We start from the raw sequence: 22871 nt of genomic DNA, 5'->3' as shown, positions 1-22871 counted from the left end.
GTCGTGATCGGTGGTCTGGTCGGTGGTCTGGTCGGTGGTGTGGTCGGTCGGGTCGGTCACATCGGGAACCTAGCGGACGGTCTCCAGCACCTCCGCCGCCCCGAGGATCTCGGCGATGTCGTTGAGGGCGTCGCCGGCCTCCAGGCCGAGCAGCTCCTTCTCCGGCACGCCGAGGTCGGTGAGGAGTTCCGCGTCACCGAGCGGACCCGGGGGCACCGCGTCGCCGGTGTCGGCGGGCCCGTCGTCCACGCCGTCGGCGGAGTCCTCCGGTTCTCCGTCCTCCGTGCCGTCGAGGTCGAGGGCGTCGAGGTCGGCGACGGTGTCGTCGGCGCCCGGGTCGCGGCCGAGCATTTCGTCGGTGAGCAGGATCTCCCCGTACGAGCTGCGGGCGGCCGCGGCCGCGTCCGAGACGTAGATACGGGGATCCTCCTCGCCGTCCACGCGGACGACGCCGAACCACGCGTCTTCCTGTTCGATGAAGACGAGCACTGTGTCGTCGTCGTGGTCGGCCGTGGCTTCTCGGGCCAGATCGGCCAGATCCGCCAGGGTCTCCACATCGTCGAGCTCTGTGTCGCTCGCTTCCCACCCGTCTTCGGTGCGCGCGAGCAGTGCGGCGAAGTACACCGTGACTCTCCCACTGGTCATAGGCAGTGCCGGTTGGCGGTTTGGGGTCCCCCCGGCGAGGTCGGGGGGCGGGGAGCTGCTGTGCCGAGCCCCGCCCATTCGGAATCGTGGCAGAAACAGCGCCGTCAGGAGAGGTCTTCGGCCCGCTGTGTCCGCGTCGGCTTCATCCGGTGCCCCCGCGGGACCCGCCGCACGCCGGGGTGGTCACCAGCGGAACGTACGCATACGCATCTGCTGTCGCATCCGTGCCGCCCGGGCGCGGCGCGGCTTCACTCGGTCCCGGAGCTCGATGGCCTCGGCGCGCTCCCGCAGGAACTGGGCGCGGCGCCTGCGGCGCTCGGCGTCGGTCTCGTCATCCGGTTTGCGTTCCGCCATGGGCCACACCACCTCAGTCCGTACGTCCCACCTTCCCCTGGTCGGCGGTATTGATGCCGACGAGGGGCGCGGGGGCCGGGCCCGGTTACTGTTGATGCCATGCGGATCCACGTCGTCGACCACCCGCTGGTGGCGCACAAACTCACCACGCTGCGCGACAAGCGCACCGACTCCCCGACCTTCCGGCGCCTCGCCGACGAGCTGGTCACCCTGCTCGCGTACGAGGCCACCCGGGACGTGCGCACCGAGCAGGTCGACATCGAGACCCCCGTGACGAGGACGACGGGCGTGAAGCTGTCGCACCCGCGTCCGCTGGTCGTGCCGATCCTGCGGGCGGGGCTCGGCATGCTCGACGGCATGGTGCGGCTGCTGCCGACCGCCGAGGTGGGCTTCCTCGGCATGATCCGCAACGAGGAGACCCTGGAGGCCTCCACGTACGCGACGCGCATGCCGGAGGACCTCTCCGGGCGCCAGGTGTACGTCCTCGACCCGATGCTCGCCACGGGCGGCACGCTCGTCGCGGCGATCCGGGAGCTCATCAAGCGCGGCGCCGACGACGTGACCGCCGTGGTGCTGCTGGCCGCCCCCGAGGGCGTCGAGATCATGGAGCGCGAGCTCGCGGGCACGCCGGTGACGGTCGTGACGGCGTCGGTCGACGAGCGGCTCAACGAGCAGGGCTACATCGTGCCCGGCCTCGGCGACGCCGGGGACCGGATGTACGGCACGGCGGAGTAACCGCAGCGGTCAGCAGTTCTTCTCGCCGGACGGTGTGGACGTCGGCTCGGGCTTGGCGAGTGCCGCCAAGGCCTTGTCGGCGTCCTCCTTTTTGGCCAGGTCCTTGAACCGTGTGCCGAGGATCAGGTCGACCTCGCCGCCCGTGCGGCCGTCCGTCCTGTGCTCGGCGCCCGCGAGCTGCGTGCCGAGGACGGGGAGCGCGGTGTCGGCGGCCGTCTTCGCGCCGAGCAGTATCCCGGTGCCCTTGACCTTCTTGTCGTACTGCTTCGTCGCGTTGCCGACCTTGCCGATGGCGAAGCCGCGCTTCTTCAGCTCGTCCGCGGTGTTCTTGGCGAGGCCGCCGCGGGGGGTGGCGTTGAAGACGTTGACGGTGATCTGGGCGGGCCTGGGCAGGGGTTTGGCCTCGACGGCGGGCCTGGTCCCGCTCTTGGTCCCGGTCCCGGGGCCGCCGCGGTCGCAGTGCCGCGCGGACCGGCCCGCGGCCGACGCCTTGTCCGTGCCGGAGAAGACGTGGATGAGCTCCAGCGTGCCCCAGCCGATGAGGCCTATGGCCGCGGCGGAGGCGATGATCGCGAGCACGATCCTGCGGCGCCCGCCGGTGCGGCGCATTCGGGGATATTTGTCCCCCGTGATGCGGTATTTGCCGCCCATGCCGGGGGGAGTGAGCATGCTCATGGGCGCAGCGTAGTGCCGCGCGAAGGCGATGCCTACTAAATGATCATCTACCGGTGAGCAGACCAACCCGAAAGGGTCAACGCGGGGTGGCGTACGGGGCGCGCCCGGTCCTCGCGGCCGTCCGGCCGCTGGCGTCAGTCCAGTTCGAGTACGCGGGCGTGGAGCACCTGGCGCTGCTGGAGCGCCGCGCGCACCGCGCGGTGCAGGCCGTCCTCCAGGTAGAGGTCGCCCTGCCACTTCACGACGTGCGCGAAGAGGTCGCCGTAGAAGGTCGAGTCCTCGGCGAGCAACGTCTCCAGGTCGAGCTGGCCCTTGGTCGTCACGAGCTGATCGAGGCGGACCGGGCGCGGCGCGACGTCCGCCCACTGCCGGGTGCTTTCCCGGCCGTGGTCGGGGTACGGCCGGCCGTTTCCGATGCGCTTGAAGATCACACGGAAAGCCTACCGGTCAAGACTCTCCGGGCGCAGCCATGGCGACGGAGTGTGCCCCTGGGAAATGACGCCTTAAAGCGGGGCAAAAGCGGGGCAAACCGGAAAGTGCCGGGCCGGGAACAGGGGCCGAGGCGAGCGGGAGCGGGCCGAGGCCGTCCACGACGGGGAGCGGAAACCGCCCGAACGAGTCAGTGCGGGTGGCGGGGGTGACGGCGGTCAGGTGCGGGATCTGGCGGCGGCCTTGAGCTGTTGTTTGTGTGCGCGGACCCGGTGCAGGGATTCCGGGCCCGTGATGTCCGCGACCGAGCGGTACGCCTCCGCCGGGCCGTAGTCGCCCGCCGCCTCCCGCCACCCCTTGGGCCGTACGCCCAGCTGCTTGCCGAGCAGGGCCAGGAAGATCTGCGCCTTCTGCTTGCCGAAGCCGGGCAGGTCGTTGAGGCGCCCGAGGAGTTCCTCCCCGGTGGCGGCGTCCTGCCACAGGGCGGTGGGGTCACCGTCGTAGTGGTCCACCAGGTACCGGCACAGCTGCTGGATCCGCTTGGCCATGGAGCCGGGGTAGCGATGGACCGCCGGCTTCGTGGAGAGCAGCGCGGCGAAGTCATCGGGGTCGTAATCGGCGATCTCGTGGGCGTCGAGGTCGTCGGCGTTCATGCGCGTGGCGATCGTGTACGGGCCCGCGAACGCCCACTCCATCGGCACCTGCTGGTCCAGCAGCATCCCGACCAGCGCGGCCAGCGGACTGCGGCCGAGGAGTTCGTCGGCCTCCCGCTGCTGGGCGATGTGAAGGGTGACGTCCATGGGTCGATGATCTCTCGCCGACGGCCGCGTCGCCTCCCCACCAGAGCCTGCCGAAAAAATGCCATGCGGCGGCGGTCCGGCCGCCGCTAGCCTCGAAGGCATGTCTACGCCCCGCATCTCCTAGCCAGGACACCCGCTCTCACGCCACCCGTGTGTCCATTCGCTGTTGCGGAGCGTTACCCCATGATCACCGTACGAGGCATCGACGTACGCGTCGGCGCCCGGATCCTGCTGTCCGGCGCCTCCTTCCACATCGCCCCCGGCGACCGTGTCGGCCTGGTCGGCCGCAACGGCGCCGGCAAGACCACCCTCATGAAGATCCTCGCGGGGCAGGCGGCCCCCGCCGACGGCACCGTCACGCGCACCGGCTCCGTCGGCCACCTCGCCCAGGACCCGGGCGCCGCCGACCCCGCCGTCACCGTCATCGACCGCGTCCTCGCCGCCCGCGGCCTCGACGAGGCGGTCGCGGCCCTGCGTACCGCCGAGGCCGCCATGGCGGACGCCGCGGACCCGGCCGCTCAGGAGCGGGCCATGGCCGCCTACGCCCGCGCCGACGACCGTTTCCAGGCGCGCGGCGGTTACGCCGCGGAGGCGGAGGCCGCCCGGGTCGCCGCCGGGCTCGGGCTGCCCGAGCGGGCCCTGCAACGGGCCGTCGGTGAGCTGTCGGGCGGTCAGCGGCGTCGCGTGGAGCTGGCCAGGATTCTCTTCTCGCGGCACGACACGCTGCTCCTGGACGAGCCGACCAACCATCTCGACGCCGACTCGGTGGGCTGGCTGCGCGGGTACTTGTCCTCGTATCCCGGCGGTCTCGTGCTCATCAGCCACGACACCGGGCTCCTTGCCGACACCGTGAACCGCGTCTTCCACCTCGACCCCCGGCGGGCCGCCGTCGACGTGCACAACACCGGGTGGCACACCTACCTCGCGCAGCGCGCGGCGGACGAGCGGCGGCGCACCCGTGAGCGCGCCAACGCCGAGCGGAAGGCCGCCTCGCTGCGCGCCCAGGCCGACAAGATGCGCTCCCACGTCGCCACCGCCACCGCCGCGAAGAACATGGACCGGCGTGCCGAACGCATGCTCGCCGGCACGGAGCCGGTGCGGCGCGGCGAGAAGGTCGCGCGCATCCGGCTGCCCGAGCCCGCGCCGTGCGGCCGGATACCGCTCGGCGCTATCAGCCTCACCAAGTCCTACGGCTCCCAGCGCGTCCTCACGGGCATCGACCTGGCCGTCGACCGGGGCAGCCGCCTGGTCGTCCTCGGGCTCAACGGCGCGGGGAAGACCACGCTGCTGCGGCTCCTCGCCGGGCGGGAACGCCCGGACGCGGGGCGCGTCGTGGCGGGGCCCGGGCTGCGGCTCGGCTACTTCGCCCAGGAACACGACACCCTGGAGGGCGCGAAGACCGTACGGCAGAACCTCGCGGGCGCGGCCCCGCAGCTGACCGACGGCGAGGTGCGGCGCGTCCTCGGATCGTTCCTCTTCGGCGGCGACGACGCCGACAAGCCGGCGGCCGTCCTGTCCGGCGGCGAGAAGACGCGCCTCGCGCTGGCCGGGCTCGTCCACTCGGGCGCGAACGTCCTGCTCCTGGACGAGCCCACCAACAACCTCGACCCGGCGTCCAGGGACGAGGTCCTCGCCGCCGTGGGCACGTATCCGGGTGCGATCGTGATGGTCACGCACGACGAGGGCGCCATCGACGCACTGCGCCCGGACCGCGTACTGCTGCTCCCCGACGGCTCCGAGGACGTGTGGAGCCCCGACTACCGGGAGCTGGTCGGCCTGGCCTGAGCGGGCACGGCGGGACCTCGTGCGTCCCGCTGTGCTTCCATGCTCCGATGAGACGAGACCATGTCGCCCCCGGCCTCCGGGTGCGGGAACGTGCCGGTGAGCGTGACCTGGAGGCGTGCGTCGGCGTGCTGGCCCAGGTCCACGAGTCCGACGGCTACCCCGTCAACTGGCCCTCGCGGCCCGGCGACTGGCTGCTCGGAGCCGCCACGCTCGGCGCCTGGGTGGCCGAGCTCGACGGGCGCGTCGTCGGGCACGTGAGCCTGTCCAGGAGCGCGCCGGACGACGCTGCCCCCGGGCTGTGGAGCGAGCGGGCAGGCGTGGGCGTCGAGGCGTCGGCCGTGGTCAGCCGCCTCTACGTGGCGCCGACCGCGCGCGGCCACGGCATCGGCGCGCTGCTGGCGCGGCGCGCCGTGCGGGAGGCGCGGACGCGCGCCCTGCATCCGGTCCTGGACGTGGTGTCCTCCGACACCGCGGCCATCGCGCTGTACGAACGCATGGGCTGGGAGCTGCTGGCCGTCGTCGAGCGGGAGTGGGATCCGGGGCAGCGCGTGGCCCTGCGCTGTTACGCGGGGCCTTCCGACACCGGCAGTCCCCGCAGCGCCGGGTGAAGGGGTGACCCGTCAACGGAGCGGACGTGCAGATGGCCCGCCCCGGCGAACGGCGCCCGCGCGTCGAGCAGTTCCGCGAGCGCGTACCCGCTCTTCTCAGCGACCCGGCACGATGCGGGGTTCTCCACCAGGTGCAGCAGCTCCAGGCACCGCTGTCGCCGTACGAGGCGAAGGCCCCCTTCGTGAGGATCTCCAGCGCCTGCGAGGCCACCCCGAGGCTCCGCGCGTGCGGAGCCGTCCAGTATCCGACCTCGGCGGTCCCGGGCGTGGGGACCGCTGCCTTGAGCGCGACGTCGGCCAGGAGCCGCCCCTCGCCGCCGCCATCCCCCTCGTCCTCGCGCCACGGCCGCAGCAGCAGGGCGGGCACGGCCTCCGTGACGGGGCCGCGCAGGACGGCCGGGGTCACAGCTCCGCGCCCGTTCTCGCGCCCTGCTCCCGCAGCCACGCGGCGACGTCGTCGGCGTCGTCCGTCGCGACGGCGATGTCCAGCGGCGTCATGCCGTCGTACCCGACCCGGTCGAGCGCGGCGCCCCGCTCCAGGAGCAGCCGGGCGGTGGCCAGGTGCCCACCGTGGCAGGCACCCCAGAAAGCCCCGTCGAGGTCGTCGGCGTCAGGGGTACGCGACATGTCCGGTGTGTCCGCCGCGGCTCCCGTCAGGCGGGCCCGTACGCGGTCGAGCAGCCCGAGCGCCGCCTCGTCCCGCAGTGTCGTCCGCGCGCCGTGCTCCACCAGCCGCCGCGCCGCCCGCCACTGGCCGAACCCGCGCGCGTCGGCCAGCGGTGTGCCGCCCCCGATGACCCCGCCGTCCGCCTCGATGTCCGCACCGGCCGCGAGAAGGGCGTCGATCGCCGCGACGTCGTCGCTGGAGGCCGCCCAGTGCAGCGGCGTCTCGCGGTGGGCGCCGACGAAGCGGGCGTCGGGGTCGGCGCCGGCCGCGACGAGGACACCGATGACCTCGGGCCCCGCGGGGAAGTGCCCCGGCCAGTCCGTGGCGATGTGCAGCAGGGAGCGCGTCCCCGCGGCCTCGCCCTCCTGTCTGATCCACGAGGCGGCGAGGCCCGGGCGGGCCCCGAGGAGCTCCTGGAGCGCGAATACGTCACCGGAGCGGATCGCGGCGGTCACCGCGACGGCCTGCGGATCGTCCACGTCGAGAACTGCCATGCCGGGCCTCCTGATCGACTGCCGCGATTCTGCCGGCGGCCACTGACAACGGCGGGCGTCCTCCGGCGGACGGCTCGCGTCCGGTCCACGCCCGCCGCCCGGTGTCAGCCCTGGAGCACGTCACCGAAGTACGACGTGCCCGCGGGCCCGCCGAGCCCCGGGCCGCTGACCGACTTCGAGCCGGTCGCCGAGACCCCGGCAGAGGTGCTCTTGAAGAGCCAGACGGCGCCGGCGCCGTCGTTCTCCCCGTAGGCCCCCGCCACGAGCTCGGCCCGGCCGTTGCCGTCGGCGTCCGTCAGCTCGACCGAGGCGCCGAAGCAGTCCGAGGTCTCCGCCGTGCCGGGGACGCCCGAGGTGTTCTGCGAGAACGCCTTCGAGCCCGCGCCGGTCAGGCCGCCCGCCGAGCCGCGCAGGACGACGACCGAGCCGGCCTTCTTCGCGGAGCCCAGCGTCTCGGTGGCCGCGCCGACCGCGATGTCGGCGTAACCGTCACCGTTGGTGTCCCCCGCCGCCAGGCTCCAGCCGAAGGAGTCGCCCTTCTCCGCGGCGCCGGGCACGCCCGCCGTGTCCTGGGTGATGCGCACCGGGGTGCGGGTGCTCAGGCCGGTCGCGCTGCCGTAGGTGACGGTGACCGCGCCACCGGGACCGCCGTTCGGCTCGTCCGCCGACTTCTCCATGAAGTTGCCGGTGACGATGTCGCCGAAGCCGTCCTTGTCGACGTCGGCGATCGTCGCGGCGTAACCGCCCGCCACCTTGCCGGCCGGCTTGGGCGTCGTACCGCCCCGGTAGAGGACGCTGCGCGTGCGGTAGCCGCCGGCGCTGGTCTGCTCCTGCCCCATGACCAGCAGGTCGGTGGCCGCGTCGCCGTCGACGTCACCGGTGACGATCTTGTCGGTGTTGATGCCGGTCGCGTCCTGGGTGTCGATGCCGGTGAGTGCCGCGGCCTTGCCGGTCCGGGAGATCGGGCCCTTGAAGATGTTCAGCCCCGGCGAGGCGTTGTTGGCGGCCGCCAGGTCGGTCTTGCCGTCGCCGTCGAAGTCACCGGTGGCCACCGACCAGCCCAGCTCGCTGCGGTACTCGGGCAGGGGCGAGGAGATGTCGGTGCCCGTGCCGAGCCCGCTCGCGCCGCCCCAGACCACGGTGAGCGCGCCGAAGTCGTCGGTGCTGCCGATGCGCTCGGCGTGTACGCCGACGATCAGGTCGGTGTAGCCGTCGTCGTCGAGGTCGCCGGTGGTGATCCGGTCGCCGAAGTAGTCGCCGGTCTCCGGGGTGCCGGGGATGCCGGCGGTGGCCTGGTCGATCAGGGTCCGCTTGGTGGTGTCGAGGCCGGCGGCGGTGCCGTAGACCACGGAGACCTGGCCCGCGCCGGACTTGCCCGCGACCTTGGCCAGGGGAGCGGAGATCGCGAGGTCGCCGTAGCCGTCCCCGTTGAAGTCGGCGCGTATCCGGTCCGCCCCCGGGGCGGGCGCCGCACCGGCCGGAGCCGACCCCGCGGCCAGCAGCGATCCGGTCAGAGCGGCCGTGGCGGCTCCGGCCAGGGCCATACGGAACTTCTTGGGCATGCGTTTCTCCTGCGGCGGCATGCGGAACACCCGCGATTCGGGCATCCCATGGTGATGGGGCTGCCGAGCGCATGGCGCACCGGCGCACAGGAGACCTTCGATGCGGCGCGAGGGTTGTATGGGACTGATGGGCGGCGCCCGCTCACGGCGAGGGCCAGGAGGGACCACCGGAGGGCGTGTCGTTGATCTCCCGGGCGATCTCCGGAAGGGGCCGCCCGGTGACGAAGGCGGATGCCCGCAGGCGCGCGAGGGCTTCCTCGGGGGAGATGTCCAGGTGGGCGGCGAGCTTGTCGCTGGCCTGGTGGGTGGTGCCCCAGTGCGTGTCGATCTGGTCGGAGGGCTTCCACAGCGGCAGTTCACCGTGCGCCAGCAGCCGCCAGAAGGAGGGCAGCATGACCCGGGAGACGGCCCGCGCGGCCGCTTCCGCCTGCCGGACCATCTCTCTGTCCGACGCGTCGTCCTCCAGGGAGACCGGCTCGTGGCGCATGAGTTCCACCGTCCCGAAGACCTTGTCGTCGAAGGTCAGGGGAAGGACGTGGACGGCTCCGACCTGCTCCAGCTCGTCCGTCATGACGGTTTCGAACAACGGCCAGCGCGTCAGCGGCCGCCGGAAATCCTCGACCAGGACCGGCTTGCCGCTGATCGCGGCGGTCACGCAGGGCCCCTCGTCCGCCAGGAACTGGAGTTCCTCCAGGCGGAGCGTCAGCGGATCCGTGGCGTGGAGCAGCTGGCGGTAAGGGGTCTCGGTCAGAAAGGCCAGGCTGGCTCCGTCGGCGGGCAGCCCCTCGCAGAGCGCCCGGCACAGTCGCAGGGGCAGTCGCTCGGGCTCTTCCCGGGTGGCGGACAGCACCAGATCCACCACCGTGCATCCATGTGTCATAGCGGTTCAGCTCCCGCGCCCACCGGCGCTCATCTTTACGAAAGGGCCGTTCCTGAGTACCCCTGGCCCCGAGGCGCACGCCTGCGGCCGGGGGCGGATCGTGGGGCCGCTCACCGGGCCGGTTACCCGGCCGGGGGAATCAGCCCGCCAGGTGTGGGCCGAACGGGTGTAAACGCACCCGAAGGACCAGGAAGGCGCCACTAGCATCCGCGGGCATGACCTCTTCCACCGCCGTAACGCCGGAAAAGCAGGGCTCCCTCCTGGGCACCCTCATCATCGTCCCGTGGGCCAATGAACCCGCACCCGACTCCGAGGGCCCCGTGACGCCGTTCCTGCTGGTCTGTTCGCGCGGGGACGGCCGTGAGGGCCCCGAGGCGGGCACGAAGGCGCTGCGGGCCGAGCTGGAGAAGGCCGGCCTCCCGGTCGGCGAGAACATGACGGACCTGACGCGCGAGACCCGCAGCTCGGTCTCGCTGCTGGTGGAGGCCGAACAGGCGGTGCTCACCCTGCCCTTCCTGCACGTCCAGTGCCCGGTCTCCCCGCAGTGGCAGAAGGCGGCCTACGAGAGCGGCTCGGCCTACCTGATGTGCGCGCTGCGCCCGTGGCCCGAAGCCGTACAGGGAAAGCCGGTCGGCGCGGAGCAGCTGCGGGCGTTCGTCTCGGACGAGCAGATGGTGCCGACCAGCGCCCGCTGCCTGGTGCCGGTCCGCAGGGTCCGTACCTGACGCCGAAGAGCGAAAATACGCTCTCGGAAATCACGCCCGCGAAAACCACGCCCTCGGAGATGTTTCTCCGGGGGCGTGCCGCCTTTTGGCTACGCGGGTATGTGACCGCACAGCTATGCCCCGGGAGACGACGGATATCCGTCGTCTCCCGGGGCAATCGCTGTTCCGCCGTACAGGGATCCGTACCGGCTTCACCGGGCGGTGGTCACCCTCACAGTGCCGCTGACATACGCGTACCACCCGGTGAATTCCGGTGCTTCACCCCGCGGGGCGGAAGCCGGGACGTCGAGAAGAGCGTCAGTTCTGGACCTTGCCCAGGATCGGCAGCGCGGGGGCGGCCGAGTCATCCGAGTAGTGCGACTTCTGGCGGATCTCGTTGCACTGGAAGGCACGCGCTTGGTCCAGCAGCTCAATGGTGAGGATGTCGATGTCCTGGATGGTCGGGCAGACGTCCCGAATGACCTGGATGCTCTGCGAGTAGTGGCCGTGCACTTCCTCGTCGGCCGAGGCCGGCGTGACCGCCATGCCGGTGGCCGCCAGGGTCAGCATCGTCCCCGCCAGCACCTTCTTGTTCTTCGAGTTCATATTTCTGAGCACTCCTTCCCGGATACATAGCACCCGGTCCGGGTGCCGACGCGGGACCCAACCGCCGGGCGGTGTCAGAGGTTGCGCGCCCCGAGACCCTTTCACCCAATTGCACGCTCACACTGTCCAAAAGTGTGATGACGCTATGTTCAATAGAAGTATGGATGCGGTAACCGGGTGATTATGGCCTTCCCGCAGAAACGTGATGGCAGTGCTCGCGGTTAGGAGTGGTGCTGGCGCACTCACTGGGAGACGCCCACTAATGCTAGGAAGGTACACACCATGAGTGTGAAGAAGATTGTCGCCGGTTCCATGCTGACCCTGACCGCCACCGGTATGGCCGTTACCCCGGCCATGGCCGACGAGGAAGTCCACGGTCACTACTCGCAGAACATCGAGATCATCCGCGACATCTGCCCGACCATCCAGGACATCGACATCCTCACCATCGAGGTGCTGGACGAGGCCCGCGCGTTCCAGTGCAACGAGATCCGTCAGAAGTCGAAGGTCCACGACAGCTCGTCCGCTCCCGCGCTGCCGCTCCTCGGCCAGGTGCTCAACTAAACAGCTTGGGCTCCGACGCGGCGCTCTTGTAATTCCCCTTTACCGAGGGAAATGGGCCCCGGGTTCGCGGACGACCGCGAACCCGGGGCCCATTGGGTATGCGGGCCGGTTGGACCGGCATATCGAGCAACCGGTGCCTGCTACTGCAAAAGAGTGAACAAGTTTAGAGGGACGGAACCCCTGCTGCCGCAGGACAGTTAGTGAATCTGTCGGCGCCCACTGAAAGCGCCACAGCTACCCGGACGCAAGGAAGGCACATAACAATGAACGCCAAGAAGATTCTCGCCGGCTCGATGCTGACGCTGACGGCCACCGGCATGGCCGTCACCCCGGCCATGGCCGACGAGGAGGTTCACGGGCACTACTCGCAGAACATCGAGATCATCCGCGACATCTGCCCGACGATCCAGGACATCGACATCCTGACCATCGAGGTGCTGGACGAGGCCCGTGCCTTCCAGTGCAACGAGATCCGCCAGAAGTCGAAGGTCCACGACGACTCCTCGGCTCCCGCGCTGCCCATCCTTGGCGCCGTCATCGACTGACGCCGACGCAGTCCGGCGGTAGGCGAGGCCCTACTACGGACCCCGGGGCCGCTGTTCTTCAACAGCGGCCCCGGCGTTTGTTTTTGTGCTATTTAATTTGCTGCCGGCTCTCCACGGTCGATGGTTACATCTCGTGGAGAGCCGATCAGTGCGGCGGCGACTCTACTCAGCGGTGGCCGTGGACTTCGCCGTGGTGGCCCGAGCCGCTGAAGATTCCGGTGCCGGACGAGGACTTGAGAACGTCGAAGTTCCCGCCACCCCACTCGGCACTGAAGCGGTGCTTACGGTCGTCACCGTCGCGGTCGTGAGCAGCGGCCGAGCTCGTACCGACTGCCATGGCGGCGGCAACAATGGCCGCGCAGGTAATAACCTTCTTGATCATTTCTGCCTTCGGGTCGAATGTCCGTGCCGCCCCATATGGGGAAGCATTTGTGGCGATTCTTTCCCGCGCTTCCCGGTTGTGCGGGGCCGGATACGCCGGGGCCACTCCTTCGGAAAGCGTCATTGCGCTATTTGGTCGCAGCTGGGGAGGGATTTGTCCCGCCGGATGGTGTAACCGCCCGGCTGCGGCCGGTCCGTACCCGATGAGGTCGCGCCGCACGACGGGCCGACCGGAGCGGCGTCCACGTCCGCGGGGCCCCCACGACGACGAAGGCCCCGACCGCTGAGCGGTCGGGGCCTTCGTCTGCCCTGACGGGCGAGTGCGGAGGATACGAGATTCGAACTCGTGAGGGGTTGCCCCCAACACGCTTTCCAAGCGTGCGCCCTAGGCCACTAGGCGAATCCTCCGCCGCAAACAATACAAGACGTTGGGCAGTGCTCGCGAACACGATCCCGCCGCCGGCTTCCCGGGCTCGGGAGGAGGCCTCCCGGCGTCGCTTCCGGCCCCCGGGATCCGCTAGGGTGGGGCTCAGCCCCTCACGTGGCGCTATCTGACTGAACTCCCCCAGGGCCGGAAGGCAGCAAGGGTAGGTCGGCTCTGGCGGGTGCGTGGGGGGCGCTTTGCGTTGGGGCGGTCCGGGTTGTCAGTGGTCGCCTATAACCTCGTATGCGTGTCGTCTCTCGCGTTGTACCGCCGTTATCGCCCGGAGTCGTTCGCCGAGGTCATCGGGCAGGAGCATGTGACCGACCCGCTGCAGCAGGCGCTGCGGAACAACCGGGTCAATCACGCGTACCTGTTCAGTGGCCCGCGCGGCTGCGGCAAGACGACGAGCGCGCGCATCCTGGCCCGCTGCCTCAACTGTGAGCAAGGTCCCACCCCCACGCCCTGCGGCGAGTGCCAGTCCTGCCGCGACCTGGCGCGGAACGGCCCGGGATCGATCGACGTCATCGAGATCGACGCCGCGTCGCACGGTGGCGTGGACGACGCCCGTGACCTGCGCGAGAAGGCCTTTTTCGGCCCCGCGAGCAGCCGGTACAAGATCTACATCATCGACGAGGCCCACATGGTCACCCCGGCGGGCTTCAACGCCCTGCTGAAGGTGGTCGAGGAGCCCCCGGAGCACCTCAAGTTCATCTTCGCGACGACCGAGCCCGAGAAGGTCATCGGCACGATCCGCTCGCGTACGCACCACTATCCGTTCCGCCTGGTGCCGCCCGGAACCCTGCGGAGCTATCTCGCCGAGGTCTGCGGGCGCGAGGGCATGGCCGTCGAGGACGGTGTCCTTCCGCTGGTCGTGCGGGCCGGTGCCGGTTCCGTGCGTGACTCGATGTCCGTCATGGACCAGCTCCTGGCCAGCGCGGGCGAGGCGGGTGTGACGTATGCCATGGCCACGTCCCTGCTCGGGTACACGGACGGTTCGCTGCTCGACTCCGTGGTCGAGGCCTTCGCCTCCGGGGACGGCGCAGCGGCCTTCGAGATCGTGGACCGCGTCATCGAGGGCGGCAACGACCCGCGGCGCTTCGTCGCCGACCTCCTGGAGCGGCTGCGGGACCTGGTGATCCTCGCCGCCGTGCCGGACGCCGCCGAGAAGGGGCTCATCGACGCTCCCGCCGACGTCGTGGAGCGGATGCAGGCGCAGGCCGGTGTCTTCGGAGGCGCCGAGCTGAGCCGCGCCGCCGACATCGTCAACGAAGGCCTGACCGAGATGCGCGGCGCCACCTCGCCCCGCCTCCAGCTGGAGCTGATCTGCGCCCGCGTGCTGCTCCCTGCGGCGTACGACGACGAGCGCTCCGTCATGGCCCGCCTCGACCGCCTGGAGCGCGGCGGGAACTTCGTGGCGGGCGGTCAGGGCCCCGGCCCGGCGATGGCGTACGTCCCCGGGCCCGAGGCGCACGCGGGCATGCAGCAGCCGCCCGCGGTGGCGCCGCAAGGACCTCCGGTTCCTCCGGGAGGCGGTCCCGCCGCCGCACGCGCGGCGGTACGAGGGCAGGGGCACCGCAGGGCGCCCCGGCCCCGGAAGCCGCACCGCCGCCACCGCCCGCCCCGGCGGCTCCGGCCGCGCCCACCGCGCCTCCCGCCGCCCCGCCCGCGCCTCCCGCCGCTCCTGCGGGTGAGCGGCGGCCCGGCGGCTGGCCGACGGCCTCGGCTCCGGGCAGCGGTCCCGCGTCGCCGTCCGCCGCTGCCGGTCCCGCTCCCGCTCCCGCTCCGGAGTCCGCGCCCCGGCCGGGCGGCTGGCCCACTGCGGCGGCCACGGGCAGCGGAGCCCCGGCTTCCGCCCCGCAGGCCCCTGCCCCGGCGGCTCCCCAGGCCCACGCTCAGCCCCAGGCCCCCGCGCCCATGGCCCCCCAGGTGGCTCCTGCGGGTGGCCCGGACCCGCGCAGCCTGTGGCCGAACATCCTGGAGGCGGTGAAGAACCGCCGCCGCTTCACCTGGATCCTGCTCAGCCAGAACGCCCAGGTGGCGGGCTTCGACGGCACGACGCTCCAGATCGGCTTCGTCAACGCCGGGGCGCGGGACAACTTCGCCAGCAGCGGCAGCGAGGACGTGCTGCGGCAGGCCCTGTCCGAGCAGTTCGGCGTGCAGTGGAAGGTCGAGGCGATCGTCGACCCCTCGGGCGGCTCCGCGCCTCCACCGGCCGCGGGCAACTTCGGCGGCGGTGCCCCCGCGGCCCCCCGCCCGGCGGCCCCGCAGCACCAGCCCGCCCGCCCCGGCGGCGATCCCGGCCCGGCAGGCCCCGCCCGCCCCGGCCCCGGAGCCGACACCACCGCCCCGCTCCGCCCCCGCCCCGGAACACGTCTCCCCCGAGGACGACATCCCCGAGGACGACGACCCGGACCTGGTCGAATCCGCCCTCTCCGGCCACGACCTGATCGTCCGGGAGCTGGGCGCGACGGTGGTCGACGAATACCCGAACGAATAGCCCGGCCGTCTCCCGCCGACCCCGCCGGGCCCACGGGCCAGCTTCCGCAGGCCTACTGGGTTGTCTCCCACCGGCCCCTCGGCCGTCTTCAGCCGGGGCCCAGGGAGCTGGGCCGGCCCCCGGATCTGGTCGGGCGCCGGGGTTTGGCCGGGCCTGCGGGGTTTGGCCGGGCCTGCGGGGTCTGGTCGGGCTGCGGGGTCTGGTCGGGCCTTTGGGAGCTGCGCGGGCTCCGGGAACCGGCCGGGCCCTTGGGACCTGGCCAGGCACTCGAGGACGGGTCGGGCCCCGGGGATCTAGTCGCCCCCCCCCGGGAACGGGCAGGGCCCCGGGGATCTGTCGCCCCCCCCAGGAAGGGGCCGGACGCCAGGGATCTGGTCGGGCCGCGCGAACTGCGCGGCCCTCTGCGCGTCGATCGTCGCGTCGATGACCGGCCCGCGCCGCGCGAAGTCGGCGCCGAGCGGCTCGAACTCCTCTCCGGTACGTGCCCGGCGCTGACCCCGAGGCTCAGGCGGCCGCCGCTTTGGTGGTCCAGGGTCGCGTACTGCTTGGCGGCGAGGAGAGGGTGGCTCAGGCCCACCCGCCGGGCTCCCCGCGAACTTGGCGGATCCCGGAGGTGGAACTGCCCCCCCGGAAACTGGACGAACATACAAGAGCCGCAGGGCCCGTACTCGGCAGCCCGTACAAGGCCCTGCCGGCCCGCGGGCTAGGCTGACCACCGTGAAGGTCCTCGTCATCGGCAGTGGTGCCCGCGAACACGCCCTGTGCCGCTCTCTGTCCCTCGACCCCGACGTCTCCGAGCTGCACTGCGCCCCCGGCAACGCCGGTACCGCGGAAGTGGCCGAGACCCACCAGGTCGACGCCCTCGACGGCGCCGCCGTGGCCGCCCTGGCGGCCGAGCTCGGCGCCGGGCTGGTCGTCGTGGGCCCGGAGGCCCCGCTCGTCGCCGGCGTCGCCGACGCCGTGCGCGCCGCCGGTATCCCCTGCTTCGGCCCGTCCAAGGAAGCCGCCCGGCTGGAAGGCTCCAAGGCGTTCGCCAAGGACGTGATGGCGGGCGCGAGCGTGCCGACCGCCCGGTCCTACGTCTGCACCACCGCCGAGGAGGTCGACGAGGCCCTCGACGCCTTCGGGGCGCCGTACGTCGTCAAGGACGACGGGCTCGCCGCCGGCAAGGGCGTCGTCGTCACCGACGACGTCGAGGCGGCCCGCGCACACGCCCTCGCCTGCGAGCGCGTGGTCATCGAGGAGTTCCTCGACGGCCCGGAGGTCTCGCTCTTCGCGATCACCGACGGCGAGACCGTCGTGCCGCTGCAGCCCGCCCAGGACTTCAAGCGGGCGCTGGACGGGGACCAGGGGCCGAACACCGGGGGCATGGGCGCGTACTCGCCCCTCCCGTGGGCCGACCCCGAGCTGGTCGACGACGTCATGCGGAGCGTGCTCCAGCCGACCGTCGACGAGCTGCGCCGCCGCGGCACCCCGTTCGCCGGACTGCTCTACGCGGGTCTCGCGATCACCAGCCGGGGCGTACGCGTGATCGAGTTCAACGCCCGCTTCGGCGACCCCGAGACCCAGGTGGTCCTGGCCCGTCTGAAGACCCCGCTCGCCGGGCTCCTGATGGCCGCGGCGACCGGCAACCTCGCCGACCTGCCCCCGCTGCGCTGGAGCGACGACTCCGCGGTGACCGTGGTCGTCGCCTCGCACAACTACCCCGGCACGCCTCGCACGGGTGACCCCATCGAGGGGCTCGACGAGGTAGCGGCACAGGATGCGCCCCACGCGTACGTCCTGCACGCCGGGACCCGGCGTGACGGCGACGCCGTCGTCAGCGCGGGCGGCCGCGTGCTGTCCGTGACGGCGACCGGCGACGGCCTCACGGAGGCGCGTGAACGCGCGTACACCGCGCTGTCCCGCATCCGCCTCGACGGCTCGCAGCACCGTACGGACATCGCGGCGAAGGCGGCCGCGGAGGCGTGAGCCACCTCGCTGCCGCGTGACCTTCAGCCGTCAAAGGCCCCGGATCCGACACTGGATCCGGGGCCTTTGCGGTCTCCACCTTTAGCCAAAGCCATTCCATCGAGTGACCGCTGACCCATCCGGCTGACGACACCCGGTACCCCAACTAGGGTGCGGCGCAAGCGTTCAAGGTGCCCAGAGCCAAACAGACCACCGGCATTGCGATGTCAGTGGCGGGTGCCACAGTGGGGGAGTGAGCAAGACCAACGCCATTGATGTGTGCCGTCGGCCCCGGCCGTCGGCCGAGCGGTAGGGCAACCAGGGGGTGCCATCGGTCGTGACAGGTACGGGTGTGGAGGTCGGCGCGCAGGCCGCGCGCTCCCGGGCCCTCGCCGTGCTGCGTCTGCGCAGCCGGGCGCTGGCCGTGGCCCTGTTGCCCGCGGCCGCCGCCGTCGTGCTGCTCGCAGGCGGGGCCACGGGCCATATCAGCGGCGGGAGTTGGGACGTCGTGCGCTGGGTGGTGACGGCGCTCGCCCTGCTCGTGCTGCTCGCCGCGGCGGGCGTCGCGCTGGTCGTCGCCCGGGCGAGGCCCGCGCTGAGCCCCACGGTCCCGATCGCCGAGGAGTCCGCGCCCGACCTGTACCGCCTGGTCCGAGACCTCGCCGACCGCCTGGACGTGCCCGCGCCCTCGGCGATAGCGCTCACCCCCGACTGCGACAGCTGGCTGGAGGACCGCACCCATCCGGCACACGGCCCGCCCGCGCGGGACCGGGACGCCTCCGCCGTGCGCGGTGAGGTCTCCGGCGGTGCGCGCGATGTCCGTGTCGCTCCTGAGCGCCGGCCGTCCGCCGCCCCCGTGCTCGTGATCGGCTCCCCGTTCCTGTGGTGGATGCGGGTCGGCGAGCTGCGCGCGGTGCTCGCCCCCGTCGTGGCGGGCACGGGTCCCTCCGCGCATCCCGACATAGCCGCCGCCCGGCGTTTCGTGCGAGGGCTCGACGCGGCGGTGGCGGTCGCCTCGGCCCCGGGCCGCGGCCCTCTGGTCCGTACGGTGCTCGCCGGTGTCGGCTGGGTCGCCCGGCTGCTCCTGCGCAACTGCCGGGTGCATGCCGCCGAGATGGAGCGCGGGGTCGCCGCGGCCGCCGCCGAGCGCGCCCAGACCGTGGACTACGGCGTGCGGATCGTCGCCCAGGAGCAGGTCGGCCTCGCGTACGCGGGCTGGGACCGGCTGCTCACCCGGGTCGCGCTGCCCGCCTGGCGGATGGGCCGCTGGCCCTCCCGGCTGGACGCGGGCGTGGTCTCCGCGCTCACCGAGCTGTCCCGCAGGGACCGCCTGGCGGAAGGCTTCGCCTCCCGCTTGGGCGAGCGCCCCGCCTGTGACCTGCTGGAGGAGCCGGGTTCGGTGGACGAGGCGGCATCACTGCTCGCCGCCCGCCTCTTCCACGGCGGCCCCGCGGAGACAGGGCCGGACTGGGCGCCGGTGGCGTGGCAGGAGTATCCGGAGGAGGTCGTCGACCGCAAGTGGCGCATGGACGCCGCCCGCCTGCACCGCGTCCTGGACTCCCTGGACGTGGCCCACCGCGCGGACCCCGCGGCCCAGGGCCCCGAGGGCCCGACGCTCGCCCGCATCCTGGACCACCTGACCTCCGCGGGGGCGAGGAACGGCACCTCCGCGGCACCGGAGGCCGACGGCTTCGACCTCCGGGCCGGCGGCGAAGCCGACGAAACCCGCGAGGCGGACACCGGCCGCGAGCCCGGCGCCGCCGAGGCCGGCGGCGCCCGCGAGGCTGACGTGGGCGCGCTCACTGCCCGGCCAACCTCCGTTTCCGGCGCCGCCGAGGCCCACGACGTCCGTGAGGCCGACGCGAACACGCCCATCACTCGGTCAGGTCCTGCTTCCGACACCGGCGCCGCCGATAACGCCCACGGCACCGGCGGCGCCCGCGATGCCGACGTGGGTGCCCCCACCGCCCGGCCAGGCTCCCCTTCCGGCGCCGATGAGACCGGCGACGCCTGCGGTGCCGACGCGAACGCGCCCACCGTCCGGCCAGGCCCCGCTTCCGACGCCGACCTCGAAGCCGTCCCCCATGGCAGCCACGACGGCCACCACGGCCCTGACAGCCACGACGGCCCCGGCGCCAGCCACGACGGCCCCGGCGGCCCTTCCACCCCCATAACCGCCCCCGCCCCCACCACGCACCCCGCGCACCCCACCACGCTCACCTCTGCCCCCGACTCCGACCTCACCCCCAACAACCCCGACACCCCCGACACCCCCAACGACCCCTACGCCCCCGACAACCCCGACACCCCCGACCCCCGCGACGAAACCCCCACCGGCATCCTCGCCGCCGGCCTCAGCGCCGAGCTGGCCCGTGAGGAGGCCGCGGCCCCGCCGCACCCCGCACCCGCCGGGCAGGGCCCGGACGAGGCGCTCTGGGACGACGGCGCGCTGCCACTGTTCCCGCTCCAGCCGCCCCGCACGGGCCGCGAGCTGCTGGCCGACCACGTCACGGCGATGGTCTGCTGCGCGGCCGTGGACACCGCGGGCGCCGCTCCCGGCCTCGACTGGCTCGACGGTCCCGCCCTGCTGGTCGACGGGGAGCGCGCGGCGGACCTCGCGCCCCGCGTCCTGCGCCTCGTCGAGCACGGCGACCCGTTCCCGCTGCGGGAGTGGCTCGCGCGTCTCGGTGTCCGTCAGGAGAAACCGGTCCGCCTCGTCTGACCCCGCCGTCACGCCCGCTTCGCACCGCGATCCGGAAGCTCCCCTTCCATTCCCGCCAATTAGCGACGAACGGTGACGGAGTGCGTGCGTAATGTGATGTGCTGGGTTCCATCGCCGGACGTACACATCCACCGGCGCCGCAGGCTCGGGGGAGCGAGGGAGGGGAAGACATGGGGCAGGAGCCGATCCGCCGCTGGGAATCGGGCGCGCTGGCGCACGCCGTGTCGGACCCCTTCGGTCAGGGCCCGCTGCCCTGGCTGCGAGGATCCGAGCACTACTTCGACGACACGGGTCAGGTCGTGCCCTGGTACGTCGACCACGCCCCGGCCCCCGGGGCGAACATCCCGGCGCCCCGCACCGGCGGCCCCCTGACCGCCGATGACGTGAGCTGCCAGATCAAGGGCTTCACCTCCATCGGCGCCGCCGCCCCGGGCGAGGCGATCGACTTCCACGTCACGGTGGACCCGCCCCAGCAGTTCAGCGTCGACATCTACCGCATCGGGCACTACGGCGGCGACGGCGCCAGCAAGATCACGACCAGCCCGCGCCTGTCCGGCATCGTCCAGCCGAGGCCGCTCACCGCGGACCGCACGGTCTCCTGCCACCACTGGTGGCTCTCCTGGCGCCTCCAGATCCCGAGCTACTGGAACATCGGGGCGTACGTGGCGGTGCTCACCACCGCCGACGGCTACCGCTCGCACGTGCCCTTCACGGTCCGCGACAGCCACCCCGCCGACCTTCTGCTCCTCCTGCCGGACGTGACCTGGCAGGCGTACAACCTCTATCCGGAGGACGGCCGCACCGGCGCCAGCCTCTATCACGCGTGGGACGAGGAGGGCCGCCTGCTCGGCGAGAGCGAGGCGGCCGTCACGGTCTCCTTCGACCGGCCGTACGCGGGCGCGGGCCTGCCCCTGCACGTGGGCCACGCCTACGACTTCATCCGCTGGGCCGAGCGGTACGGCTACGACCTCGCGTACGCCGACGCCCGCGACCTGCACGCGGGCCGCATCGACCCGACCCGGTACCGGGGCCTGGTCTTCCCCGGCCACGACGAGTACTGGTCACCGGCGATGCGCCGCACCACGGAGCTGGCCCGTGACGGCGGCACCTCCCTGGTCTTCCTCTCGGCCAACACCATGTACTGGCAGGTGGAGTTGGGCCCCTCCCCGTCCGGCGTCCCGGACCGCCTGCTGACCTGCCGCAAGCGCCGAGGCCCCGGCAAGTCGGCCCTCTGGCGCGAGCGGGACGGCGACAACACGGCCGAACAGCAACTGCTCGGCATCCAGTACGCGGGCCGCGTCCCCGAACCGCACCCCCTGGTCGTCCGCAACGCCGACCACTGGCTGTGGGAGGCGACCGGCGCGCACGAGGGCGATGAGATCGAGGGCCTGGTCGCGGGCGAGGCCGACCGCTACTTCCCGCGGACGGCGCTCCCCGAGCACCAGGACCGCATCCTGCTCGCCCACTCGCCGTACGCGGACGCGGAGGGCGTCACGCGCCACCAGGAGACCTCGCTCTACCGCGCGCCCTCCGGCGCCCTCGTCTTCGCGTCCGGCACCTTCGCCTGGTCCCCGGCGCTCGACCGCCCGGGCCATGTGGACACCCGCGTGCAGCGCGCCACGGCCAATCTCCTGGACCGCATCTGCAAGCGGGACTGATCATTGGTCCGGGCCGGCGCAAGGCCCGGAGCGATCCTTGCGCCGGGCCGACGCGAGGCCAGGACCGACCCCTGGCCAAGACTTCCCCCTCGATACGGGAGAATCGATACCACTTGGTCGGAATCACTGGAGGGAACCGTGTCCGGATTCGTAGAAAAGCCCGAGCCGCTGCACGTGCCGGGCCTGGTCCACCTCCATACCGGCAAGGTGCGCGACCTGTACCGCGACGAGTCGGGCCGGCTCGTCATGGTCGCCAGCGACCGGCTCTCCGCCTATGACTGGGTGCTGCCCTCGGAGATCCCCGACAAGGGCCGCGTCCTCACCCGGCTCTCCCTGTGGTGGTTCGACCAGCTCGCGGACATCATCCCGAACCACGTCCTCTCCACCGACCTGCCGCAGGGCGCCCCCGCCGACTGGGAGGGCCGCACGCTCGTCTGCAAGTCCCTGGAGATGGTCCCGGTCGAGTGCGTGGCCCGTGGCTACCTCACCGGCTCGGGCCTCCTGGAGTACAACGAAACCCGCACCGTCTGCGGCCTCGCGCTGCCCGAAGGCCTGGTCGACGGCTCGGAGCTGCCCGGGCCGATCTTCACGCCCGCCGCGAAGGCCGCCGTCGGCGAGCACGACGAGAACGTGAGCTACGAGGACGTCGCCCGCCAGGTCGGCCCCGAGACCGCCGCCCAGCTGCGTCAGGCGACGCTCGCCGTCTACAGCAGGGCGCGGAACATCGCGCGTGAGCGCGGCCTGATCCTCGCCGACACGAAGTTCGAGTTCGGCTTCGACGACGGCGCGCTGTTCATCGGCGACGAGGTCCTGACGCCGGACTCCTCGCGGTTCTGGCCCGCCGACCAGTGGCAGCCGGGCCGCGCCCAGCCGTCGTTCGACAAGCAGTTCGTCCGGGACTGGCTGACGTCGCCGGCCTCCGGCTGGGACCGCAAGGGCGAGCAGCCGCCGCCCGCGCTGCCGCAGCAGGTGGTGGACGCCACCCGCGCCAAGTACATCGAGGCGTACGAGCGGCTGACCGGGACGTCCTGGTAGCGCGGACGCCAGGAAGAACGCGAAAGGCCCCGCTCCGAGGAGCGGGGCCTTTCATCTGAGCGGACGACCAGGTTCGAACTGGCGACCTCAACCTTGGCAAGGTTGCGCTCTACCAACTGAGCTACGTCCGCGTTGCGCCGTAACGCGAGGA

22 protein-coding genes, 2 tRNA genes, 1 other RNA gene and 2 pseudogenes are annotated in these 22871 nt (G+C 72.3%); 13 read left to right on the top strand and 14 right to left on the bottom strand.

Features of this window, described 5'->3' with window-relative positions:
• Window positions 1-69: 69 nt before the first annotated feature.
• Window positions 70-624, bottom strand: coding sequence for a hypothetical protein (locus KKZ08_RS18800; RefSeq protein ID WP_223779104.1), 555 nt, complete (start codon window positions 622-624; stop codon window positions 70-72).
• A 204-nt stretch (window positions 625-828) separates the two neighbouring features.
• The gene (locus KKZ08_RS18795) at window positions 829-999 is read right to left on the bottom strand and encodes a hypothetical protein (RefSeq protein WP_199809524.1); all 171 of its coding nucleotides are present in this window, start codon (window positions 997-999) and stop codon (window positions 829-831) included.
• A 99-nt stretch (window positions 1000-1098) separates the two neighbouring features.
• On the opposite strand from KKZ08_RS18795, the gene upp reads away from it, so the two are divergent.
• Window positions 1099-1734 (top strand): uracil phosphoribosyltransferase, encoded by a 636-nt coding sequence (gene upp / locus KKZ08_RS18790; protein WP_223775558.1) that lies wholly within the window; start codon window positions 1099-1101, stop codon window positions 1732-1734.
• A gap of 9 nt (window positions 1735-1743) precedes the next feature.
• On the opposite strand, the gene KKZ08_RS18785 is transcribed toward upp, so the two are convergent.
• The 3 genes from KKZ08_RS18785 to KKZ08_RS18775 form a co-directional block, all read right to left on the bottom strand.
• Complete coding sequence (locus KKZ08_RS18785) at window positions 1744-2409, bottom strand: LytR C-terminal domain-containing protein (RefSeq protein ID WP_223775557.1); 666 nt, start codon at window positions 2407-2409, stop codon at window positions 1744-1746.
• 134 nt (window positions 2410-2543) lie between these two features.
• Window positions 2544-2840, bottom strand: coding sequence for a type II toxin-antitoxin system VapB family antitoxin (locus tag KKZ08_RS18780; RefSeq protein WP_003999914.1), 297 nt, complete (start codon window positions 2838-2840; stop codon window positions 2544-2546).
• Window positions 2841-3056: 216 nt separating this feature from the next.
• Window positions 3057-3638 (bottom strand): HhH-GPD-type base excision DNA repair protein, encoded by a 582-nt coding sequence (locus tag KKZ08_RS18775; protein ID WP_223775556.1) that lies wholly within the window; start codon window positions 3636-3638, stop codon window positions 3057-3059.
• Between the two features lie 183 nt (window positions 3639-3821).
• Between KKZ08_RS18775 and KKZ08_RS18770 the strand changes: the two genes are divergently transcribed.
• Both KKZ08_RS18770 and KKZ08_RS18765 read left to right on the top strand, forming a co-directional pair.
• The gene (locus KKZ08_RS18770; RefSeq protein ID WP_223775555.1) at window positions 3822-5423 is read left to right on the top strand and encodes an ABC-F family ATP-binding cassette domain-containing protein; all 1602 of its coding nucleotides are present in this window, start codon (window positions 3822-3824) and stop codon (window positions 5421-5423) included.
• A 47-nt stretch (window positions 5424-5470) separates the two neighbouring features.
• A complete protein-coding gene (locus KKZ08_RS18765; protein ID WP_223775554.1) occupies window positions 5471-6031 on the top strand; it encodes a GNAT family N-acetyltransferase in 561 nt (186 codons plus the stop codon).
• Here the strand turns inward: KKZ08_RS18765 and KKZ08_RS18760 are convergent.
• From KKZ08_RS18760 to KKZ08_RS18745, 4 genes and pseudogenes are all read right to left on the bottom strand, one after another.
• A pseudogene (locus KKZ08_RS18760) lies at window positions 5986-6290 on the bottom strand (GNAT family protein); the annotation flags it as partial. The gene KKZ08_RS18765 and the pseudogene KKZ08_RS18760 sit on opposite strands and share 46 nt — an antisense overlap.
• Window positions 6291-6433: 143 nt before the next feature.
• Complete coding sequence (locus KKZ08_RS18755; protein ID WP_223775553.1) at window positions 6434-7192, bottom strand: ankyrin repeat domain-containing protein; 759 nt, start codon at window positions 7190-7192, stop codon at window positions 6434-6436.
• A gap of 104 nt (window positions 7193-7296) precedes the next feature.
• Window positions 7297-8754, bottom strand: a complete 1458-nt coding sequence (locus KKZ08_RS18750; protein ID WP_223775552.1) for an FG-GAP-like repeat-containing protein — start codon at window positions 8752-8754, stop codon at window positions 7297-7299.
• Between the two features lie 142 nt (window positions 8755-8896).
• Window positions 8897-9616 carry a GAF and ANTAR domain-containing protein gene (locus KKZ08_RS18745; RefSeq protein ID WP_223775551.1) on the bottom strand — a complete coding sequence of 240 codons (720 nt, stop codon included), beginning with the start codon at window positions 9614-9616 and terminating at the stop codon, window positions 8897-8899.
• 233 nt (window positions 9617-9849) lie between these two features.
• Here KKZ08_RS18745 and KKZ08_RS18740 point away from each other — a divergent pair, with 233 nt between their 5' ends.
• Window positions 9850-10359 carry a DUF5949 family protein gene (locus tag KKZ08_RS18740; RefSeq protein WP_223775550.1) on the top strand — a complete coding sequence of 170 codons (510 nt, stop codon included), beginning with the start codon at window positions 9850-9852 and terminating at the stop codon, window positions 10357-10359.
• A gap of 297 nt (window positions 10360-10656) precedes the next feature.
• Here the strand turns inward: KKZ08_RS18740 and KKZ08_RS18735 are convergent, their stop codons facing one another.
• Window positions 10657-10944: a hypothetical protein gene (locus tag KKZ08_RS18735; protein ID WP_223775549.1), complete on the bottom strand. Its 288-nt coding sequence runs from the start codon at window positions 10942-10944 to the stop codon at window positions 10657-10659.
• Between the two features lie 282 nt (window positions 10945-11226).
• On the opposite strand from KKZ08_RS18735, the gene KKZ08_RS18730 reads away from it, so the two are divergent.
• Both KKZ08_RS18730 and KKZ08_RS18725 read left to right on the top strand, forming a co-directional pair.
• A complete protein-coding gene (locus tag KKZ08_RS18730; RefSeq protein ID WP_223775548.1) occupies window positions 11227-11508 on the top strand; it encodes a hypothetical protein in 282 nt (93 codons plus the stop codon).
• Between the two features lie 263 nt (window positions 11509-11771).
• Window positions 11772-12053 (top strand): hypothetical protein, encoded by a 282-nt coding sequence (locus tag KKZ08_RS18725; RefSeq protein WP_223775547.1) that lies wholly within the window; start codon window positions 11772-11774, stop codon window positions 12051-12053.
• Window positions 12054-12219: 166 nt separating this feature from the next.
• Here KKZ08_RS18725 and KKZ08_RS18720 read toward each other — a convergent pair whose 3' ends face one another.
• Window positions 12220-12435: a hypothetical protein gene (locus KKZ08_RS18720; RefSeq protein ID WP_223775546.1), complete on the bottom strand. Its 216-nt coding sequence runs from the start codon at window positions 12433-12435 to the stop codon at window positions 12220-12222.
• A gap of 322 nt (window positions 12436-12757) precedes the next feature.
• A tRNA-Ser gene (locus KKZ08_RS18715) sits at window positions 12758-12842 on the bottom strand.
• A 120-nt stretch (window positions 12843-12962) separates the two neighbouring features.
• Between KKZ08_RS18715 and ffs the strand changes: the two genes are divergently transcribed.
• The 3 genes from ffs to KKZ08_RS18700 all read left to right on the top strand — a co-directional run bounded on the left by ffs (window position 12963) and on the right by KKZ08_RS18700 (window position 15355).
• An RNA gene (gene ffs, locus KKZ08_RS18710) (signal recognition particle sRNA small type) lies at window positions 12963-13061 on the top strand.
• Between the two features lie 44 nt (window positions 13062-13105).
• Window positions 13106-14845, top strand: coding sequence for a DNA polymerase III subunit gamma and tau (locus tag KKZ08_RS18705; protein WP_223775545.1), 1740 nt, complete (start codon window positions 13106-13108; stop codon window positions 14843-14845).
• Window positions 14846-15091: 246 nt separating this feature from the next.
• Entirely contained in the window at window positions 15092-15355 is a 264-nt protein-coding gene (locus tag KKZ08_RS18700; protein ID WP_223779381.1) for a hypothetical protein, read from the top strand.
• Window positions 15356-15747: 392 nt separating this feature from the next.
• Here the strand turns inward: KKZ08_RS18700 and KKZ08_RS18695 are convergent.
• A pseudogene (locus KKZ08_RS18695) lies at window positions 15748-15932 on the bottom strand (LLM class flavin-dependent oxidoreductase); the annotation flags it as partial.
• Between the two features lie 140 nt (window positions 15933-16072).
• Here KKZ08_RS18695 and purD point away from each other — a divergent pair.
• From purD to KKZ08_RS18675, 4 genes are all read left to right on the top strand, one after another.
• On the top strand, window positions 16073-17326 hold the full coding sequence (purD, locus tag KKZ08_RS18690; RefSeq protein WP_223775544.1) for a phosphoribosylamine--glycine ligase: 1254 nt from the start codon (window positions 16073-16075) through the stop codon (window positions 17324-17326).
• Window positions 17327-17642: 316 nt separating this feature from the next.
• On the top strand, window positions 17643-20027 hold the full coding sequence (locus tag KKZ08_RS18685; protein WP_223775543.1) for a hypothetical protein: 2385 nt from the start codon (window positions 17643-17645) through the stop codon (window positions 20025-20027).
• A gap of 170 nt (window positions 20028-20197) precedes the next feature.
• On the top strand, window positions 20198-21685 hold the full coding sequence (locus KKZ08_RS18680; RefSeq protein ID WP_223775542.1) for a N,N-dimethylformamidase beta subunit family domain-containing protein: 1488 nt from the start codon (window positions 20198-20200) through the stop codon (window positions 21683-21685).
• Between the two features lie 138 nt (window positions 21686-21823).
• Window positions 21824-22720 (top strand): phosphoribosylaminoimidazolesuccinocarboxamide synthase, encoded by an 897-nt coding sequence (locus KKZ08_RS18675; protein ID WP_223775541.1) that lies wholly within the window; start codon window positions 21824-21826, stop codon window positions 22718-22720.
• A 58-nt stretch (window positions 22721-22778) separates the two neighbouring features.
• Here KKZ08_RS18675 and KKZ08_RS18670 read toward each other — a convergent pair.
• Window positions 22779-22851, bottom strand: a tRNA-Gly gene (locus KKZ08_RS18670).
• Between the last annotated feature and the right edge of the window lie 20 nt (window positions 22852-22871).

Origin of the sequence: Streptomyces sp. 135 (assembly GCF_020026305.1) — a bacterium.
Lineage (GTDB): Bacteria > Actinomycetota > Actinomycetes > Streptomycetales > Streptomycetaceae > Streptomyces.
This window is presented reverse-complemented; position numbering and strand designations above follow the sequence as displayed.

Coding starts and splice junctions, on each gene's coding strand:
- KKZ08_RS18795 (WP_199809524.1), bottom strand. CDS start 999: ATGGCGGAACGCAAACCGGATGACGAGACCGACGCCGAGCGCCGCAGG.
- upp (WP_223775558.1), top strand. CDS start 1,099: ATGCGGATCCACGTCGTCGACCACCCGCTGGTGGCGCACAAACTCACC.
- KKZ08_RS18785 (WP_223775557.1), bottom strand. CDS start 2,409: ATGAGCATGCTCACTCCCCCCGGCATGGGCGGCAAATACCGCATCACG.
- KKZ08_RS18775 (WP_223775556.1), bottom strand. CDS start 3,638: ATGGACGTCACCCTTCACATCGCCCAGCAGCGGGAGGCCGACGAACTC.
- KKZ08_RS18770 (WP_223775555.1), top strand. CDS start 3,822: ATGATCACCGTACGAGGCATCGACGTACGCGTCGGCGCCCGGATCCTG.
- KKZ08_RS18765 (WP_223775554.1), top strand. CDS start 5,471: ATGAGACGAGACCATGTCGCCCCCGGCCTCCGGGTGCGGGAACGTGCC.
- KKZ08_RS18755 (WP_223775553.1), bottom strand. CDS start 7,192: ATGGCAGTTCTCGACGTGGACGATCCGCAGGCCGTCGCGGTGACCGCC.
- KKZ08_RS18750 (WP_223775552.1), bottom strand. CDS start 8,754: ATGCCCAAGAAGTTCCGTATGGCCCTGGCCGGAGCCGCCACGGCCGCT.
- KKZ08_RS18740 (WP_223775550.1), top strand. CDS start 9,850: ATGACCTCTTCCACCGCCGTAACGCCGGAAAAGCAGGGCTCCCTCCTG.
- KKZ08_RS18735 (WP_223775549.1), bottom strand. CDS start 10,944: ATGAACTCGAAGAACAAGAAGGTGCTGGCGGGGACGATGCTGACCCTG.
- KKZ08_RS18730 (WP_223775548.1), top strand. CDS start 11,227: ATGAGTGTGAAGAAGATTGTCGCCGGTTCCATGCTGACCCTGACCGCC.
- KKZ08_RS18725 (WP_223775547.1), top strand. CDS start 11,772: ATGAACGCCAAGAAGATTCTCGCCGGCTCGATGCTGACGCTGACGGCC.
- KKZ08_RS18720 (WP_223775546.1), bottom strand. CDS start 12,435: ATGATCAAGAAGGTTATTACCTGCGCGGCCATTGTTGCCGCCGCCATG.
- KKZ08_RS18680 (WP_223775542.1), top strand. CDS start 20,198: ATGGGGCAGGAGCCGATCCGCCGCTGGGAATCGGGCGCGCTGGCGCAC.